General features: G+C 74.5%; 19 protein-coding genes. 18 read left to right on the forward strand and 1 reads right to left on the reverse strand.

The window, feature by feature from the left end:
* The first annotated feature begins 160 nt into the window (after positions 1-160).
* Genes ACFVU3_RS20535 through ACFVU3_RS20570 form a run of 8 tightly spaced genes read left to right on the forward strand, consistent with a single transcriptional unit; the run spans position 161 to position 6663 of the window.
* On the forward strand, positions 161-943 hold the full coding sequence (locus tag ACFVU3_RS20535) for a 2-keto-4-pentenoate hydratase (protein WP_390068009.1): 783 nt from the start codon (positions 161-163) through the stop codon (positions 941-943).
* Positions 944-950: 7 nt separating this feature from the next.
* The gene (locus ACFVU3_RS20540) at positions 951-1862 is read left to right on the forward strand and encodes an acetaldehyde dehydrogenase (acetylating) (protein WP_390068189.1); all 912 of its coding nucleotides are present in this window, start codon (positions 951-953) and stop codon (positions 1860-1862) included.
* A 12-nt stretch (positions 1863-1874) separates the two neighbouring features.
* Complete coding sequence (dmpG, locus tag ACFVU3_RS20545; protein ID WP_390068011.1) at positions 1875-2909, forward strand: 4-hydroxy-2-oxovalerate aldolase; 1035 nt, start codon at positions 1875-1877, stop codon at positions 2907-2909.
* A gap of 25 nt (positions 2910-2934) precedes the next feature.
* Positions 2935-4089 carry a Rieske 2Fe-2S domain-containing protein gene (locus ACFVU3_RS20550; RefSeq protein ID WP_390068013.1) on the forward strand — a complete coding sequence of 385 codons (1155 nt, stop codon included), beginning with the start codon at positions 2935-2937 and terminating at the stop codon, positions 4087-4089.
* 1 nt (position 4090) lies between these two features.
* Positions 4091-4330, forward strand: coding sequence for a hypothetical protein (locus ACFVU3_RS20555; protein WP_390068015.1), 240 nt, complete (start codon positions 4091-4093; stop codon positions 4328-4330).
* Positions 4317-5375 (forward strand): 2Fe-2S iron-sulfur cluster-binding protein, encoded by a 1059-nt coding sequence (locus ACFVU3_RS20560; protein WP_390068017.1) that lies wholly within the window; start codon positions 4317-4319, stop codon positions 5373-5375. Before ACFVU3_RS20555 ends, ACFVU3_RS20560 begins: the two co-directional genes overlap by 14 nt.
* A 32-nt stretch (positions 5376-5407) precedes the next feature.
* On the forward strand, positions 5408-6184 hold the full coding sequence (locus ACFVU3_RS20565; protein WP_390068019.1) for an SDR family oxidoreductase: 777 nt from the start codon (positions 5408-5410) through the stop codon (positions 6182-6184).
* A 32-nt stretch (positions 6185-6216) separates the two neighbouring features.
* Positions 6217-6663, forward strand: a complete 447-nt coding sequence (locus tag ACFVU3_RS20570; RefSeq protein ID WP_390068021.1) for an SRPBCC family protein — start codon at positions 6217-6219, stop codon at positions 6661-6663.
* Here the strand turns inward: ACFVU3_RS20570 and ACFVU3_RS20575 are convergent.
* The gene (locus tag ACFVU3_RS20575) at positions 6647-7555 is read right to left on the reverse strand and encodes an IclR family transcriptional regulator (protein ID WP_390068023.1); all 909 of its coding nucleotides are present in this window, start codon (positions 7553-7555) and stop codon (positions 6647-6649) included. The genes ACFVU3_RS20570 and ACFVU3_RS20575 overlap by 17 nt on opposite strands.
* Positions 7556-7748: 193 nt before the next feature.
* Between ACFVU3_RS20575 and hsaA (ACFVU3_RS20580) the strand changes: the two genes are divergently transcribed.
* The 10 genes from hsaA (ACFVU3_RS20580) (at position 7749) to ACFVU3_RS20625 (ending at position 17542) form a co-directional block, all read left to right on the forward strand.
* On the forward strand, positions 7749-8918 hold the full coding sequence (gene hsaA / locus ACFVU3_RS20580; protein WP_390068025.1) for a 3-hydroxy-9,10-secoandrosta-1,3,5(10)-triene-9,17-dione monooxygenase oxygenase subunit: 1170 nt from the start codon (positions 7749-7751) through the stop codon (positions 8916-8918).
* A gap of 109 nt (positions 8919-9027) precedes the next feature.
* Positions 9028-10194 carry a 3-hydroxy-9,10-secoandrosta-1,3,5(10)-triene-9,17-dione monooxygenase oxygenase subunit gene (gene hsaA / locus ACFVU3_RS20585; RefSeq protein WP_390068027.1) on the forward strand — a complete coding sequence of 389 codons (1167 nt, stop codon included), beginning with the start codon at positions 9028-9030 and terminating at the stop codon, positions 10192-10194.
* 13 nt (positions 10195-10207) lie between these two features.
* Entirely contained in the window at positions 10208-11077 is an 870-nt protein-coding gene (gene hsaD / locus ACFVU3_RS20590) for a 4,5:9,10-diseco-3-hydroxy-5,9,17-trioxoandrosta-1(10),2-diene-4-oate hydrolase (RefSeq protein WP_390068029.1), read from the forward strand.
* Between the two features lie 58 nt (positions 11078-11135).
* A complete protein-coding gene (locus tag ACFVU3_RS20595) occupies positions 11136-12029 on the forward strand; it encodes a VOC family protein (RefSeq protein ID WP_390068031.1) in 894 nt (297 codons plus the stop codon).
* Entirely contained in the window at positions 12017-12499 is a 483-nt protein-coding gene (locus ACFVU3_RS20600; RefSeq protein WP_390068033.1) for a flavin reductase family protein, read from the forward strand. Before ACFVU3_RS20595 ends, ACFVU3_RS20600 begins: the two co-directional genes overlap by 13 nt.
* Complete coding sequence (locus ACFVU3_RS20605; protein WP_390068035.1) at positions 12499-13368, forward strand: MaoC/PaaZ C-terminal domain-containing protein; 870 nt, start codon at positions 12499-12501, stop codon at positions 13366-13368. Before ACFVU3_RS20600 ends, ACFVU3_RS20605 begins: the two co-directional genes overlap by 1 nt.
* A 43-nt stretch (positions 13369-13411) precedes the next feature.
* Entirely contained in the window at positions 13412-15082 is a 1671-nt protein-coding gene (locus ACFVU3_RS20610; RefSeq protein ID WP_390068036.1) for an FAD-dependent oxidoreductase, read from the forward strand.
* Complete coding sequence (locus tag ACFVU3_RS20615) at positions 15079-15882, forward strand: glucose 1-dehydrogenase (protein WP_390068038.1); 804 nt, start codon at positions 15079-15081, stop codon at positions 15880-15882. The genes ACFVU3_RS20610 and ACFVU3_RS20615 overlap by 4 nt, the downstream gene beginning before the upstream one ends.
* On the forward strand, positions 15867-16631 hold the full coding sequence (locus ACFVU3_RS20620) for a glucose 1-dehydrogenase (protein WP_390068039.1): 765 nt from the start codon (positions 15867-15869) through the stop codon (positions 16629-16631). Before ACFVU3_RS20615 ends, ACFVU3_RS20620 begins: the two co-directional genes overlap by 16 nt.
* A complete protein-coding gene (locus tag ACFVU3_RS20625) occupies positions 16628-17542 on the forward strand; it encodes an alpha/beta hydrolase (RefSeq protein ID WP_390068041.1) in 915 nt (304 codons plus the stop codon). The genes ACFVU3_RS20620 and ACFVU3_RS20625 overlap by 4 nt, the downstream gene beginning before the upstream one ends.
* Positions 17543-17575: the final 33 nt, after the last annotated feature.

A 17575-nucleotide genomic window follows, 5' to 3' on the forward strand; every position in this document is an offset into this window, starting at 1 on the left:
CGCCGGCGGGACGCGGGCGCGCTCGGAGACGTGGCGGCGGGTGCCGCGGGGGTGGGGCGGGCGGTTTCCCGCTCACCGGGAACGGGCGCTCCCGCTGCCGCGCGGGGGCCGCCTAGCCTCGCCGGACACAGCCCCAACCGCCCCCCAGGAGGGACCCGTCATGCTCACGGACCGCCGGCGCCACGAGGCGGCCGAGCTGTTGCGCTCCGCCGAACGCGGCGTCTCGCCGATCGCCCCGCTGAGCGAGGCGTACCCCGGCATCGACACCGAGGACGCGTACGAGATCCAGCTCGTCAACATCCGGCACCGCCTCGCGGCGGGCGCCGAGGTGCGCGGCCACAAGGTCGGCCTCTCGTCGCCCGTCATGCAGCGCATGATGGGCGTCGACGAACCGGACTACGGGCACCTGCTCCACGACATGGAGCTCACCCCGGACGTCCCGGTCCCGGTCGCCCGCTACTGCCACCCCCGCGTCGAGGTCGAGGTCGGCTTCGTGCTCGGGGACGACCTGCCCGGAGAGGGCTGCACCCCGCAGGACGTGCTCGCGGCGACCGAGCGGGTCGTACCGGCCCTGGAACTCATCGACAGCCGCATCCGCGACTGGCGGATCACCATCGCCGACACCATCGCGGACAACGCCTCGTCCGCCGGGTTCGTCGTCGGTGAGGGCCGGGACCCGCGCGGGATCGACCTCAGGGCCGTCGAGGCCCGGCTGACCAGCGGCGGCGAACTCCTCGCCGAGGGCCGCGGCGACGCCGTCCTCGGCGACCCGGCCCGCTCCGTCGCCTGGCTGGCCCGTACCGTCGCCCGCTTCGGCGTGCCCCTGAAGAAGGGGCACCTGGTGCTGCCCGGTTCGTGCACCCGGGCCGTGGACGTCACGCCGGGCGCGACCTTCACCGCCGAGTTCACCGGGCTGGGCCCGGTGTCCCTCTCCTTCACCTGAGGTGATGATGACCCGCAAGACCAAGGCGACCGCCGCCATCGTCGGCTCCGGCAACATCGGCACCGACCTGCTGTACAAGCTGCTCCGCTCCGACCTCGTGGAACCCCGGTGGATGGTCGGCGTCGACCCCGGCAGCGACGGCCTCGCCCGCGCCCGCCGGCTCGGCCTGGAGACCACCCACGAGGGCGTCGACGCGCTCCTGGCCGGGGACGAACTGCCCGATCTCGTCTTCGAGGCCACCAGCTCCTCCGTCCACCGCGCCCACGCCCCCCGCTACGCGGACCTCGGCATCCGGGCGATCGACCTCACCCCGGCCGCCGTCGGCCCGGCCGTCGTCCCGCCCGCCAACCTGCGGGCCCATCTCGACCGGCCCAACGTCAACATGATCACCTGCGGCGGGCAGGCCACCATCCCCATGGTGTACGCCGTCTCCCGCGTCGTCCCGGTGGCCTACGCGGAGATCGTGGCCTCGGTCGCCTCCGTCTCCGCCGGCCCCGGAACCCGCGCCAACATCGACGAGTTCACCCGCACCACCTCCCGCGGCATCGAGACCATCGGCGGCGCCGCGCGCGGCAAGGCCATCATCATCCTCAACCCGGCCGACCCGCCCGTCATCATGCGCGACACCGTCTTCTGCGCCCTCCCCGAGGACGCCGACCACGCCGCCGTGGCCGCCTCCGTCAAGGAGATCGCCGAGCAGGTCGCCGCGTACGTCCCCGGCTACCGGCTGCGCGGCGAGCCGCAGTTCGACGGCCCCAGCCCCGAGAACGGCGGCATGGCCCGCGTCGCGATCTTCCTGGAGGTCGAGGGCGCGGGCGACTACCTCCCGCCGTACGCCGGGAACCTCGACATCATGACCGCCGCCGCCACCAAGGTCGGCGAGGAGTTCGCCCGGGCGCTCCTCGCCCCGGGCGCGTAAGGAGCACACCGCATGCCCTCCCCCGCATACTCGGACACCCTCGACATCCGGATCACCGACTCCTCGCTGCGCGACGGCTCCCACGCCATGCGCCACCGGTTCACCGCCGACGACGTCCGCTCCGTCGTCGCGGCCCTCGACGACGCCGGCGTGCCGGTGATCGAGGTGTCCCACGGCGACGGCCTCGGCGGCTCCTCGTTCACCTACGGCTTCTCGAAGACCCCCGAGCAGGAGCTGATCAAGGCCGCCGTGGAGACCGCCCGGCGGGCCAGGATCGCCTTCCTCATGCTCCCCGGGCTCGGCGTCAAGGACGACATCCGGGCCGCCCACGACAACGGCGCCGCCGTCTGCCGCGTCGCCACCCACTGCACCGAGGCCGACATCGCGGTCCAGCACTTCGGACTCGCCCGCGAACGGGGCCTGGAGACCGTCGGCTTCCTGATGATGGCCCACTCCACGAGCCCCGGGAACCTGGCGCGCCAGGCCCGGATCATGGCCGACGCCGGCTGCCAGTGCGTGTACGTCGTCGACTCCGCCGGCGCCATGGTCATGGACGACGTCACCGACCGGGTCCAGGCGCTGGTCGCCGAACTCGGCGACGACGCCCAGGTCGGTTTCCACGGCCACGAGAACCTCGCCCTCGGCACCGGCAACTCCGTCGCCGCCGTCCGGGCCGGCGCCCTCCAGATCGACGGCTCCACCCGCCGCCTCGGCGCGGGCGCCGGCAACACCGCCGTCGAGGCGTTCGTCGCCGTCTGCGCCAAGATGGGCATCCGCACCGGCATCGACGTCCTGAAGATCATCGACGCGGCCGAGGACGTCGTCCGTCCCGTCATGGACGAGGAGTGCAGGCTCGACCGCCTCGCCCTGCTCATGGGCCACGCCGGCGTCTACTCCAGCTTCCTCAGGCACGCCTACCGGCAGGCCGAGCGGTACGGCGTCTCCGGCGCCGAGATCCTGCTGCGCGCCGGCGAACGGCGCCTGGTCGGCGGCCAGGAGGACCAGCTCATCGACATCGCCCTCGAACTCGCCGCCGCCCGGAACTGAACCCACCACACCCGAGGAGAACCAGATGACTGCTCTCGACGACGAGGCCCGGGTCATCGAAGCCGACCGCCCGCCCGCCCGCTTCGCCCGCGGCTGGCACTGCCTCGGCCTCGCCGACGCCTTCAAGGACGGCGAGCCGCACGAGATCGAGGCGTTCGGCACCAAGCTCGTGGTCTTCCAGGGCCAGGACGACGGCGCACTGCACGTCCTCAACGCCTACTGCCCCCACATGGGCGGCAACCTCGCCCACGGCAGCGTCAAGGGCGACGCCGTCGCCTGCCCCTTCCACGACTGGCGATGGTCGGGTGACGGCCGCTGCGCCGGCATCCCGTACGCCCGCCGCGTCCCGCCTCGCGCCCGGACCCGCGCCTGGACCACCCTGGAGCGCAACCGGCAGCTCTTCGTCTGGCACGATCCCGAGGGCAACCCGCCGCCCCCCGAGGTCACCGTTCCCGCGATCGAGGGCGTCCACGGCCAGGACGCGGGCGAGTGGAGCGACTGGACCTGGAAGACCGCGCGGGTCGACGGCTCGAACTGCCGCGAGATCGTGGACAACGTCGTGGACATGGCCCACTTCTTCTACGTCCACTACGCGTTCCCGACGTACTTCAAGAACGTCTTCGAGGGACACGTCGCCACCCAGTACATGGAAAGCGCCCCGCGCGGCGACATGGATCTGGGCAACCTCAGCTCTCCGCTGCGCTCCGACGCCTCGTACTACGGCCCGTCCTACATGGTCGACTACGTGTGGACCGAGGTGGCCCCCGGCGTCGAGATGGAGATGGTGCTGATCAACAGTCACTACCCGATCAGCGCCGACAGCTTCATGCTCCAGTACGGGGCGATCGTCAGGAAGCTGCCCGGCATGACCGACGAGCAGGCCGCCGAGGCCGCCCGGAGCCTGGTCGGAGGACTGGAGACCGGCTTCGAGCAGGACATCGAGATCTGGCGGAACAAGACCCGGATCGACAACCCGCTCCTCACCGAGGAGGACGGCCCCGTCTACCAGCTGCGCCGCTGGTACGAGCAGTTCTACGTCGACGCCGCCGACGTCGAGGACGAGATGGTCCGGCGCTTCGAGTTCGAGATCGACACCCGGCGGGCCAACGCGGCCTGGCGCGCCGAGGTCGACGAGAACCTGGCCCGCCGCGCGGCGGAGACCGAAGCCGGAGCCCCCTGACATGCGACCCGTCCAGTGCGACGCCTGCGGCAACCAGGTCCTGTGCGAGAAGTTCAGCCCCGCCCACACCTCGGTGCAGTGGACCGCCGACGCGGCCGTCGTCTGCCCCGAGTTCCGCGACCGGGCGGGGCGGGGCGAGCCCGGCGCCCGGACGCGGACCTGCCGGGCGCTGCGGTCCAGCATCGACCGCGCGGTCGCGGAGGGCACCCTGGAGGCCGACGGTGTCCGTGTCGACGTCTGAGTCCGCGGCCGCGGCCGGCGGGACGCGCACCCACCGGCTGCGGATCGTCGAGGTCGTCGCCGAGACGCCGGACGCGCACTCCCTGGTCCTCCAGCCGTCCCCGGAGAGCGTGTCCCGCTTCGCCCACCGCCCCGGCCAGTTCCTCACCCTGAAGCTGCCCGGCGCGGACGGCCCCGTCGCCCGCTGCTACTCCCTGGCCAGCTCGCCCCACACCGGGGAACCGCTGAAGGTCACCGTCAAGCGGGTGGCCGGCGGATACGGCTCCAACTGGGTGTGCGACCACCTGGCCGCGGGCGACGAGGTGGAGGCGCTCCCGCCGGCCGGGACCTTCACCCCGGACTCGCTCGACCACGACCTGCTGCTCGTCGCCGGCGGGAGCGGCATCACCCCCGTCCTCTCCATCGCCAAGTCGGTCCTCGCGGCCGGCACCGGCCGGATCGCCCTGCTCTACGCCAACCGCGACGAGGGCTCGGTCATCTTCCGCGACGAACTGCGCGCCCTCACCGCCACCCACCCCGGACGGCTCCTCGTCGTCCACTGGCTGGAATCGCTCCAGGGCCTGCCGGTCCCGGACCGGCTCGCCGCCGCGCTCGCGCCCTACGCCGGCCGGGAGGCGTTCGTCTGCGGTCCCGGCCCGCTCATGGACGCCGTCGAACAGGCGCTGCGCACGCTCGGGGCGCCCGGCGGCCGCATCCACCGGGAACGGTTCTTCTCCCTCTCCGGAGACGTCTTCGACGCCCCCGACCCGGCGGCCGCCACCGGCGCCGAAGGGGACGGTGCGGTGACGGTGGAGCTCGACGGCGAGACCCGGACGGTGGCCTGGCCGCAGGGCGCGCCGCTGCTCGACGCGCTCCTCGCGGCCGGCGTGGAGGCCCCGTACTCCTGCCGCGAGGGCGCGTGCAGCGCCTGCACCTGCCGGGTCGTCGCGGGCGAGGTGCGGATGGTCCGCAACGAGGTCCTGGACGACCGGGACCTCGCCGACGGCTACGTCCTCGCCTGCCAGGCCCTGCCGCTCACCGACCGGGTCGAGATCACCTACTCCTGACACCCCGAACCCTCCCGACGAGGAGCCCTCCCATGCCCCGTACGTACCTGGTCACCGGAGCCGCCTCCGGCATCGGCGCGGCCACCACCGCCCTCCTGCGGGAGCGGGGCCACACGGTCCTCACCGCGGACCTGGAGGACGGCGACATCCGCGCCGACCTGTCCACCGCCGAGGGCCGGGCCGCCCTCGCCGACCGGGCCCGCGCGCTCACCGGCGGACGGCTCGACGCGGCCGTCGCCTGCGCGGGCGTCGCCCACTTCGCCCCGGTCACCGTCCGCGTCAACCACTTCGGCGCCGTGGCCACCCTGGAGGGACTGCGCCCGCTGCTCGCCGCGGGCTCCGCCCCGCGGGCCCTCGTCGTCGGCTCCATCGACTCCGTGCACCCCACCGACCCGGAGATCCTGGCGGCGGCGGACGCGGACGACGAGGCCGCGGCGGTCACCGCCGCGCAGGCGGCCGTCGACCGCGGGGAGGGACACCTCGTCTACTCCTCCTCCAAGGCGGCCGTCTCCCGCTGGGTCCGCCGCACCGCCCCCGGCGCGGACTGGGCCGGCGCGGGCATCCCGCTCAACGCCGTCGCCCCCGGCGTGGTCCTCACCCCGCTGACCCGGCCCCTCCTGGACGACCCCGCGACCCGGGACCTCGTCGAGCGGGCCGTCCCCATGCCCCTGCGCGGCCACTCCCGGCCCGAGGAGCTCGCCCCGCTCCTCGCCTGGCTCACCTCGCCCGAGAACACCCTCGTCACCGGCCAGGTCGTCTTCGCGGACGGCGGCGCCGACGCCGTCCTGCGCGGCGACCGCGTCTGGTGAACACCCCGCCCCAGCACGCCCCCGGAGGCACCGTGCAGACCCGTACCCTCGAACGTTCCCTCGTGATCCCCGCCGCCCCCGACACCGTCTGGGCGCTCGTCGGCGGCTTCGCCACCCTGGCGGACTGGCACCCGCACGTCCCGCCGGCCACGCTGGAGGACGGCGCCGATCCCGAAGTCCCCGGCGCGGTCCGCGTCTTCACGCGGGACGGCGCGGTCGTCGCCCGCGAGCTCCTGCTCGACCGGGACCCCGCCGCCCGCCGCTACCGCTACACGCTCCTCGACCCGCTGGCGCTGCCCGTCGAGGAGTACGTGGCCACGCTCGCCGTCGCTCCGCACCCCGAGGGCGCCGAACTCCGCTGGTCCGCCGTCTACCGCGCCCCGGACGCGCTCGTCCCCCGGGTCGAGGCCGGGTTCGGCGACGGCGTCTACGCCACCGGCCTCGACGCCGTCCGGGAACGCCTCACATCCACTCGCTGAACCGCAGCCACGCCATCATGTTGTCCATCGAGGGCTGCGGCACCCCCGGAGCGGCCGGCGCACCCGCCGGCCGCTCCCGCCGCTCCGTCCGCCGGCCCGGGCCGAACATCGACTGCCAGACCGAGCGCGCGCAGCCGCGCACCGCGGGCGCGATCCGCTCCATCTCCCGGTGCACGCCGTGGCCGCAGACCGAGATCGCGGCGACGGCCCGGCCCGCGCCGCGCAGCGGCGCCGCGACGCAGAAGACGCCCCGGAACCCCTCCTCCTGGTCGAAGGCCACCCCGCGCTCCCGGACCAGGGCCAGCTCGGCCCGGAAGGGGTCGGGGCGGGTGATCGTCCGGGGCGTGCGGGCCCGCAGCCCGTTCCGTATCACCTGCTCCACCACCGGGGCGTCGCTGAACGCCAGGATGGCCTTGCCCGACGCGGTGCAGTACGCCGGCTGCCGGCCGCCCGTCCGCGACGGCACGCCGGAGTCGTCCGACCCGCCGATCCGCTCCAGATAGACCACCTCGGAGCCGTCGAGGACGGTCAGGTGCACCAGATGGCCGGTCGCCTCGTGCAGGGCGTGCAGATGGGGGAGGGCCGCGCGCCGCAGCCGGTTGTGGTGCGACGCCATCGCCCCGAGCTCCAGCATGCCCATGCCCAGGCGGTAGTCCCGGCCCTCCCGCTCCAGCCAGCGCAGCTGCACCAGCTGGTCCAGGATGCGGTGGGCGGAGGACCGCCGGATCCCCGACCGCTGCACGACCTCGGTGAGCGTCAGGCGCGGCCCGCCGCTCTCGAAGGCGCTCAGCACCTTCGCCGCCTTCTCCAGCAGCGACAGCGGCGGGACCGCGGCCTCGGTCCGCCCGGCGGCCAGGACGTCCTGGACGGGCTCCGCGGCATGCGTCGTCATCGACACCTCCCACACGGACGGCGCGACGGGGCGAAAGCCCGGCCGCGTCCGTAATCTCCGGTATTGCGTGGAGAGTGCCATGGGGGCGCGGGTACGGGAAGAGGGTGTTCCGTCTCGGAACGGTAACGCGTAGGTTCCCTCTCGTCACCCAAGAGGAGCCCAAGATCCGGGCCCCGGATCCGAGAGGCACCCCATGCGCGACCACGACGTCCTCACCGCGGTCCGGGCCCTCGCCCCCGTCCTGCGCGAGCGCGCCGCCGAGACCGAGGAACTGCGCCGCGTGCCCGGCGCCACCCTCGCCGACCTCGACCGCACCGGCTTCTTCCGGCTGCTCCGGCCCCGGGCCCACGGCGGACTCGCCGCCGCCCTCGGCGTCTTCCACGCCGCCGTCCACGAGATCGCCCGGGCATGCGGCTCCACCGGCTGGACCACCGCCCTCCTCGGCGTCCACCCCTGGTACGTGGCCCTGCTCGACCCCCGCGCCCAGCACGACGTGTGGGGCGACGGCGACGCGGCCCCGATCTGCTCCTCCCACGCCCCCACCGGCACCGTCACCCCCGTCGACGGCGGCTACCGCCTCACCGGCCGCTGGCACTTCGCGGCCGGCGCCGACCACGCCCGCTGGGCTCTCCTCGGCGGGCTCGTCAGCGACCCCGACGGCCGCCCGCTGGACATGCGGACCTTCCTCGTCCCCCGCACCGACTACCGGGTGGACGACGTCTGGGACACCGTGGGCCTGCGCGGCAGCGGCAGCAACGACATCGTCGTCGACGACGCCCTCGTCCCCGCCCACCGCACCCTCGGCTACACCCCCGTCACCACCCTCCGCTGCCCCGGCCACAGGACCAACCCCGAGCCCGTCTACCGGCTGCCCTACGCGGCCCTCTTCACCACCACCGTCTCCACCGTCATGGTCGGCATCGCCGAGGGCGCCTACGACCACCACGTCGAGACCGCCCGCGCCCACCCCTCCCTCCCGCACGGACGGCGCGTCGCCGAGGACCCCTTCGCCCAGGTCCGCATCGCCCGCGCCGCGGGCGAGATCGACGCCGCCCGCCTCCAGCTCGCCCGCACCACCAGCGAGCTGTACGACGTGGCCCTCGCCGGCGGCGAACCCACGGTCGCGCTGCGCGCCCGCGCCCGGCGCGACCAGGCCCTCGCCACCGAACGCGCCCTCACCGCCGTCGACCTGCTGCGCGAGAACGCCGGCGGCACCCCCCTGCGCAGCGACGGAGACGTCCTCTCCCGCGCCTGGCGCGACCTCCACACCGGCCGCGGCCAGGCCGCCAACGACGTGACGCGCGCCCTCACCCTCTTCGGCCGCGACGCCGTCGGCCTCGACGTCCACGACCCCATGCTCTGAACCCCCGCGCGCCGCCTTCCCGCTCAGTGGGAGCGGCGCGTTCTCCCCGGCGACGGCTCGCCGTACGGTCCTGGCATTCCCCCACCACGACCCGAAAGGGGATGCCCCCATGGCCGACGACGTCCTGGCAGCCGTTCGCGACCTCGCCCCCGTCCTGCGCGAACGCGCCGCCGAGGCCGAGGAACTGCGCCGCGTGCCCGACGCCTCCGTCAAGGAACTGGAGGACACCGGCTTCTTCCAGCTGCTCCAGCCGAAGACCTTCGGAGGCCGCGCCGCCGACCCGGTGGTCTTCTACACGGCCGTCAAGGAGATCGCCAAGGCGTGCGGATCGACCGGCTGGGTCGCCTCCGTGGTCGGCGTCCACCCCTGGCACGTCGCCCTCTTCGACCCGCGCGCCCAGCAGGAGGTGTGGGGCGAGGACCACAAGACCCGCATCGCCTCCTCGTACGCCCCCACCGGCAAGGCCGCCGCGACCGACGGCGGGTTCCGCCTCTCCGGCCGCTGGCACTTCTCCTCCGGCTGCGACCACGCCCGCTGGGCGCTCCTCGGCTGCCTCGTCACGGACGCCGAGGGCAACCCGGTCGACATGCGCACCTTCCTCGTCCCGCGCTCCGACTACCGCGTGGACGACGTCTGGGACACCGTCGGACTGCGCGGCACCGGCAGCAACGACATCGTCGTGGACGACGTCTTCGTCCCGGAGCACCGCGCCCTCAGCTTCGGCCCCGTCACCGCCCTCGACGTGCCGGGCCACGCCGTCAACCCGGAACCGGTCTACCGCCTCCCGTACGCCGGCGTCTTCACCACCACCATCGCCACCCCGATCGTCGGCATCGCAGAGGGCGCCTACGACTCCTACGCCGAGGCCACCCGCAAGCGGTTCCGCGTCTCCTACGGACAGCAGGTCGCCGAGGACCCCTTCGCCCAGGTCCGCATCGCCCGCGCCGCCAGCGACATCGACGCCGCGTGGCTCCAGCTCACCCGCAACATCGGCGCCCTGTACGCCCTCGCCGAACGCGGCGAGGAACTCCCCATGGAGCTGCGCACCCGCACCCGCAGGGACCAGGTCCTCGCCACCGAGCGCGCGGTCGCCGCGATCGACCTGCTGATGGAGAACGCCGGCGGCAACGCCATGCGCACCGGCTCAGGACCGGTCCAGCGCGCCTGGCGCGACGCCCACACCGGCCGCGGCCACGCCGCCAACGACCCCGAGCGCGCCCTCGTCATGTACGGGCAGTGCGCCCTCGGCATCGACATCCAAGACACCATGGCCTGAGAGGCAGCCGCAGATGACCGCGCTCACGTACGCGTCGACCTCCCGCACCGTCAAGGCCGCCGGACTCACCCTCCACTACCACGAGGCCGGCCCCGAGGACCGGCCCGACGCCCCCGTCGTGATCCTGCTGCACGGCGGCGGACCCGGAGCCTCCGGCTGGAGCAACTTCGGCGGCAACCTCCCCGTCCTCGCCCGGGAGTTCCGCACCCTCCTCGTCGACCAGCCCTGCTACGGCCGCTCCGACAAGCCCGAACCCGACCGCGACTACTTCAGCTACAGCGCCCGCGCCGTCGCCGCCCTCATGGACGAACTCGGCATCCCACGCGCCCACTTCGTCGGGAACTCGCTCGGCGGCGGGACCGCCGTGCGGATCGCCCTCGACCACCCGGACAAGGCCGACAAGCTCCTCCTCATGGGCCCCGGCGGCATCTCCGTCAACCTCTTCGCCCCGGACCCGACCGAAGGCATCACACGCCTCTTCGAGTTCAACGCCGCGCCCGAGCCCACCAGGGAACAGCTGCGCGCCTTCCTCTCCGTCATGGCCTACGACCAGTCCGTCGTCACCGACGAACTGGTCGAGGAACGGTGGGCCTCCGCCACCGACCCCGAGACCCGGCTCGGCTCCGCCCGCATGGCGGCCTCCTTCGCGAACCCCGCCTGGACCGAGGCCACCATGCTCTGGCGCGAGGCCCACCGGATCACCCGGCCCGTGCTGCTCACCTGGGGCCGCGAGGACCGCGTCAACCCCCTCGACGGCGCCCTCGTCGCCCTGAAGGCGATCCCCGACGCGCGCCTGCACGTCTTCCCGCACTGCGGCCACTGGGCCCAGACCGAACGGGCCGACGAGTTCAACCGCCTCGCCGTCGACTTCTTCACCCACTGACCTCCCGCCCCACCCCCCTGACCCTGCCGACCCCCCTCAGCGACCCCAGAGGTGCCCCATGGACATTCGCGCACTCGGCTACCTGCGCCTGGAGACCACCCGCCTCGACGAGTGGCGGCGCTACACCCTCGACATCCTCGGCATGGCCGAGGCCCCCGGCTCCACCGACACCACCCTCCTGCTGCGCGTCGACGACCGCGCGTACCGCATCGCGATCCAGGCGGGCGAGAGCGACCGGCTCCTGGCCGCCGGCTGGGAGGTCGCGAACGCCTCCGCCCTCGCCGACGCGGCCACCGCCCTGGAGGCGGCCGGCGTGGCCGTCAAGACCGCCGACGCCGCCGAGCTCGCCGAGCGCCGCGTCCAGGGCCTGATCCACCTGACCGACCCGTGCGGCAACCCGCTGGAGCTCTACTGGGGCCAGGCCCAGGACCACACCCCGCTCGCCACCCCCTACGGCAACCGCTTCGTCACCGGCGACCTCGGCCTCGGCCACGTCGTCCTGCCGGTCCCCGACATCGAGGCCGCCCTCGACTTCTACGAGAACCTCCTCGGCTTCCAGCTCCGCGACTCCATGAAGCTCCCGCCGCAGGCCGTCCCCACCGCCACCGAGCGGCGCGACTTCCACTGGATGCACTTCCTGAGCCCCAACCGCCGCCACCACAGCCTCGGCCTCTACCCCGGCGCCCTGCCCCCCGGCATCGTGCACTTCATGGTGGAGCTGGAGACCCTCGACGACGTCGGCCTCGGCCTCGACCGCATGCACGCCGCCGGCATCCCCATCGCCTCCAGCCTCGGCCGCCACACCAACGACCGCATGGTCTCCTTCTACGCGCAGGCCCCCGGTGGCTTCCAGGTCGAGTACGGCTGGGACGGCCTCGTCGTCGACCCCGCCACCTGGGTCGCCAAGGAGATCACCGCCGACAGCGTCTGGGGCCACCAGTGGAACGGCTGATCGACCCCGCGGTCTTCCGCGACGTCCTCGGACGCTTCGCCAGCGGCATCACCGTCGTCGCGGCCCTCGACGACGGCGAACCGGCCGGCTTCGCCTGCCAGTCCTTCGCCTCCCTCTCCCTCGACCCCCCGCTCGTCATGCTCGCCGTCGGCCGGTCCTCCACCAGCTGGCCGAGGATCCAGCGGGCCGGCCGCTTCTGCGTCAACATCCTCGCCGAGGACCAGCGGACCACCTGCGCCGCCCTCGGCCGCAGCGGCCCCGACAAGTTCGACGGCGTCCCCTGGCGCGTCGGCGACCACGGCACCGTACGGATCGACGGGGCGCTCGCCTTCGTCGAGTGCGAGCTGCACGAGGTGTACGAGGCCGGCGACCACCACCTCGTCACCGCCCATGTCGTCGCCCTCGACGCCGGCGAGGACCGCAGGCCGCTGCTCTTCTACCGCAGCCGTTACGCCGTCGGAGCCTTCTGATGCCCATCGACCCCGAGAAGGCCAAGGCCGCGCCCCCGGTGCGGACCGAGGTCGTCTGGGACGACCGCGCCGTACGCCTGTACCACCTGGCGCTCGGCGCGGGCGTCCCCGAGACCGACCCGCGCGAACTGCGCTACGTGTACGAGGGCCACGCGGACGGCCTCCAGACCCTGCCCACCTTCGGTGTCGTCGCCGGCGGCACCGGAGGCGTCGGCTTCCAGGTCTTCGACCTGCCCGGCGTCGACATCGACCTGGCGCACGTCCTCCACGGCGGCCAGGAGATCACCGTGCACCGCCCGCTGCCCGCCGCCGCCCGCGCCACCGCCGTCACCCGTCTGGCGGACGTGTACGACAAGGGCGGCGCCGCCGTCCTCGTCCAGGAGTCCACCCTCCTCGGCGAGGACGGCGCGCCCCTCCTCACCCAGCGCAACCACGTCTTCGTCCGCGGCGAGGGCGGCTTCGGCGGCGACCGCGGCCCCTCCGACCGCCTCCCCGTCCCGGACCGGGCCCCCGACCTGCTCCTCGAGCTCCCCACGCTCCGCCGGCAGGCCCTGCTCTACCGGCTCACCGGCGACTGGAACCCCCTCCACGCCGACCCGGCCACCGCCCGCGCGGCCGGCTACGACCGGCCGGTCCTGCACGGCCTGTGCACCTTCGGCATGGCCGTCAAGGCCGTCACCGACCGCCTGCTCGACGGCGACGCCACCGCCGTCACCGGCTGCCGGACCCGATTCGCCGGAGTGTTCTTCCCCGGCGAGACCCTCCGGCTGCGGGTCTGGCACACCTCCGGAGGACACCTGCTGACCGCCACCGCGGCGGACCGCGACGACGCCCCCGTCCTCACCGACGCCCGCGTCACCACCCGCTGAACCGGCCCCGACCCCCGGACCCCGACTCCCGAGGGAGAACGCGATGAACAGCACCTGGGACCACACCTACGACGTGGTCGTGGTCGGCTCCGGCGCCGCCGGCCTGGCCGCGGCCCTCACCGCCCGGCTGCGCGGACTGACCGCCCTGGTGGTGGAGAAGACCGACGCCTACGGCGGCTCCACCGCCCTCTCCGGCGGCGCCATCTGGGTCCCCGGCAACTTCCACCTGGACGCCGCCGGACTCGGCGACACACCGGAGAAGGCCCGCGCCTACCTGGACGCCACCGTCGGCGACCGAGTCGCCGGCAGCCGCAAGGACGCCTACGTCCGGTACGGACCGCGCATGGTGCGCGAGTTCCACGACCGCACCGACGTCCGCTTCGTCTACACCCCCGGCTACTCCGACTACTACCCGGAGCGCCTCGGCGGCTACCCGCAGGGCCGCTCCATCGAGCCCGAGGTCTTCGACTTCACGAAGCTCGGCCCCGAACGGCGCGCCACCATGCGCCGGGCCGGGCTCCCCACGTACGGACTGACCATCACCTCCAGGGACTTCCACGACCTCAACATGGTCGGCCGCACCTGGGCCGGCCGGCGCACCGCCGTCAAGGTCGGCGCCCGGGCCGCCAAGGCCCTGCTCACCGGCCGCAAGCCGCTCTCCCTCGGCGAGGCGCTGATCGCCCGCATGCGCCACTCGCTCGACCGCCTCGGCGGCGAGCTCTGGCTCTCCGCGCCCCTCACCGCCCTCGTCGAGGAGGACGGCCGGGTCACCGGCGTCCGGGTGCGACGCGACGGCCGCGACCTCGCCGTCCGGGCCACCGGGGGAGTGGTCCTCGCCTCCGGCGGCTTCTCCCACGACCAGGCGCTCCGCGAGAAGCACCTGCCGGGCCCCACCTCCACCGCGTGGAGCGCCGCCGCCGACGGCCAGACCGGCGACGCCCTGGAACCGGCCCTCGCCCTCGGCGCCGCCGTCGACCTGATGGACAAGGTATGGGGCGCTCCGACCGTCGTGCCCCCGGACGCCAAGCCCTTCTTCCTCGTCGCCGACCGCGGGATCCCCGGCATGGTGATCGTCGACTCGGAGGGGGAGCGGTACGCCAACGAGGCAGCCCCGTACCACGAGTTCGTCGACGCCATGTACGCCCACCAGGCCCGCGGCGGCGCCACCGCCGTACCCTCCTGGCTGATCCTCGACGCCACGGCACGGTCCCGGTACCTCTTCATGGGCCTCTTCCCCGGCCAGTCCTTCCCCCGCGCCTGGCGGGAGAGCGGCTTCGTCAAGCAGGCCGCGACCGTGGAGGAGCTCGCGCCGCTCATCGGCGCCGCCCCGGAACGGCTCCGCGCCACCGTGGACCGCTTCAACGGCTTCGCCCGCGCCGGCCGGGACGAGGACTTCCACCGCGGCGACAGCGTCTACGACCGCTACTACGGCGACCCGACGCTGCCCAACCCCAATCTGGCACCGCTGGAGAAGGGACCCTTCCACGCGATCCCCGTCCACCCCGGCGACATCGGCACCAAGGGAGGTCTCGTCACCGACGCCACCGCCCGCGTCCTGCGCGAGGACGGCACCGCCATCCCCGGCCTGTACGCCTCCGGCAACGTCTCCTCCGCCGTCATGGGCGAGACCTACCCGGGACCCGGCGCGACCATCGGCCCCGCCATGACCTTCAGCTGGCTCGCCGTCAACGACATCGCGGGCGGCCCCGCATGACCGGCCCTTCCGCGGACGGCCTGCGCGACCGGACCGTCATCGTCACCGGCGGCGCCCGGGGACTCGGAGCGGCGGCCGCGCGCGCGGCCGCCGCGGCGGGGGCCCGCGTGCTGCTCACCGACCTCCGGGAGAAGGAGGGCCGCGCCGTCGCCCGTGAGCTCGGCGGCCGGGCCCGGTTCGTCCGGCACGACGTCACCTCGGAGGACGACTGGCGCGCGGTCGCGGACCTCGCGTCGCGCACGTACGGCGGGGTCGACGGACTCGTCAACAACGCCGGGATCTCCGGCGGCTCCCACGCCCTGGAGGAGCAGACCGCGGAGGCGTTCCGCCGGGTCGTCGACATCGACCTCACCGGGGTCTTCCTCGGGCTGCGGACCGTGATCCCGGTGATGCGGGCGCACGGCGGCGGCTCCGTCGTCAACGTCTCCTCCGCCGCCGGCCTCATGGGCCTGGCCCGCACCGCCGGGTACGGGGCGGCCAAGTGGGGCGTCCGCGGTCTCACCAAGATCGCCGCCGTGGAGCTCGCCGCCGACCGGATCCGGGTCAACTCCGTCCACCCCGGCATGATCCACACCCCCATGACCGCCCACCTCGGCATCCCCGACGGCGAGGGCGGCTACCCCGCCGCGCCCCTGGGACGCGTCGGCACCCCGGAGGAGATCGCCCGCGCGGTCGTCTTCCTGCTCTCCGACGCCTCCTCGTACGTCACCGGCGCCGAACTCGCCGTGGACGGCGGCTGGACCACCGGTCCCGTCCTCACGACCCCCTTCAAGGAGGACCGCCGATGCCCGTCGACCTGACCGGGAAGGTCGCGCTGATCACCGGCGCGGCCCGCGGCATGGGCGAGGCCGAGGCCCGTCTCTTCACCGCCCTCGGCGCCCGCGTCGTCCTCACCGACGTGCGCGAGGCCGAGGGCGAGGGGACCGCCGCCTCCCTCGGCCCGGCCGCCCGCTTCGTCCGCCACGACGTCACCGACCCGGCGTCCTGGGACGCCGCCGTGGCCGCCGCCGTCGACGCCTTCGGCCGGCTCGACGTCCTCGTCAACAACGCCGCCGTCCACTCCACGGCCCCCATCGTGGACGAGGACCCGGCCCGCCTGGACACCCTCCTCCGGGTCAACCTCGCCGGCCCCTTCCTCGGCATCCGCGCCGCGGCCCCCGCGATGCGGGAGAGCGGCGGCGGCTCCATCGTGAACATCTCCTCGCAGGCCGGCCTCCAGGGCATCTGGGGACACGGCGCCTACGGCGCCGCCAAGTGGGGACTGCGCGGGCTGACGAAGACCGCCGCCCTCGAACTGGGCCCGGACGGCATCCGGGTCAACTCCGTCCACCCGGGCGCCATCGCCACCGCCATGACCGCCCACCTCGGCACCGCCCGTCACCCCGGCGCGCCGCTCGGGAGGGTGGGCGAGCCCGAGGAGGTCGCCCGGCTCGTCGCCTTCCTCGCCTCCGACGAGTCCTCGTACCTCTCCGGCGCCGAACTCGCCGTGGACGGCGGGGCGTCCGCCGGCCGCATGCCCCTGCTCACCGGGAAGGAGACGGACGCGTGACCGCGCCCTCGCCCGAGGTCCGGGCCCTCATCGACCTGGCCGCCGCGCAGTTCCCCCCGATCGGCACCACGATGACCGACATCGCCGAGGTCCGCGCCTTCTTCGCCGCGCGCCCCCGGCCCGCCGTCCCTCCGCTCCCCGTCGCCCGCGTCATGGACCGGGACGCCGACGGCGTGCCCGTCCGCGTCTACGACGGCGGCACCCGTGCCGACGCCCCCGTGGTCGTCTTCTGCCACGGCGGCGGCTTCGTCCTCTGCGACCTCGACAGCCACGACGCCTTCTGCCGCTCCGTCGCCGCCGCCACCGGCGCCACCGTCGTCGCGGCCGACTACCGGCGCGCCCCCGAGCACCCGTTCCCCGCCGCCCCCGAGGACGCCTACACCGCCCTGCTGTGGGCCGCCCGGACCCACCCGGGCCGCCGGCTCGCCGTCGCCGGGGACAGCGCGGGCGCCCACCTCGCCACCGTCCTCACCCTGCTCGCCCGCGACCGCGGCGGCCCCCGGATCGCCTTCCAGGCGCTCTACTACCCGATGCTGGACCCCACCCGCTCCCGCCCCTCGCACCGCGAGAACGCCCAGGGCTACTTCCTCACCGCCGACCACCTGCGCTGGTACTGGGACGCCTACCTGCCCGACCCGGCCGACCGCACCCACCCCCACGCGGCGCCGCTCGCCCACGCCGACCTCACCGGCCTCCCGCCGGCCCACGTCGTGACGGCCGGCCTCGACCCCCTGCGGGACGACGGCGTCGCGTACGCCGAGGCGCTCGCCGCCGCCGGGGTCGCCGTCGCCCACCACCACCATCCGGGCATGTTCCACGGCTTTCTCTCCATGGCCGGCGCGCTGCCCGAGGGCGCCGAGGCCCGCGCGTCCGCGTTCGCGGTGCTGCGCGCCGCGCTCGACGCCCCCTGACGCCCGGGGCATCCGCACCGCGCCCGCGCCCCC

The sequence above is a fragment of the Streptomyces sp. NPDC058052 genome, assembly GCF_042885515.1.
Classification (GTDB): Bacteria; Actinomycetota; Actinomycetes; order Streptomycetales; family Streptomycetaceae; genus Streptomyces.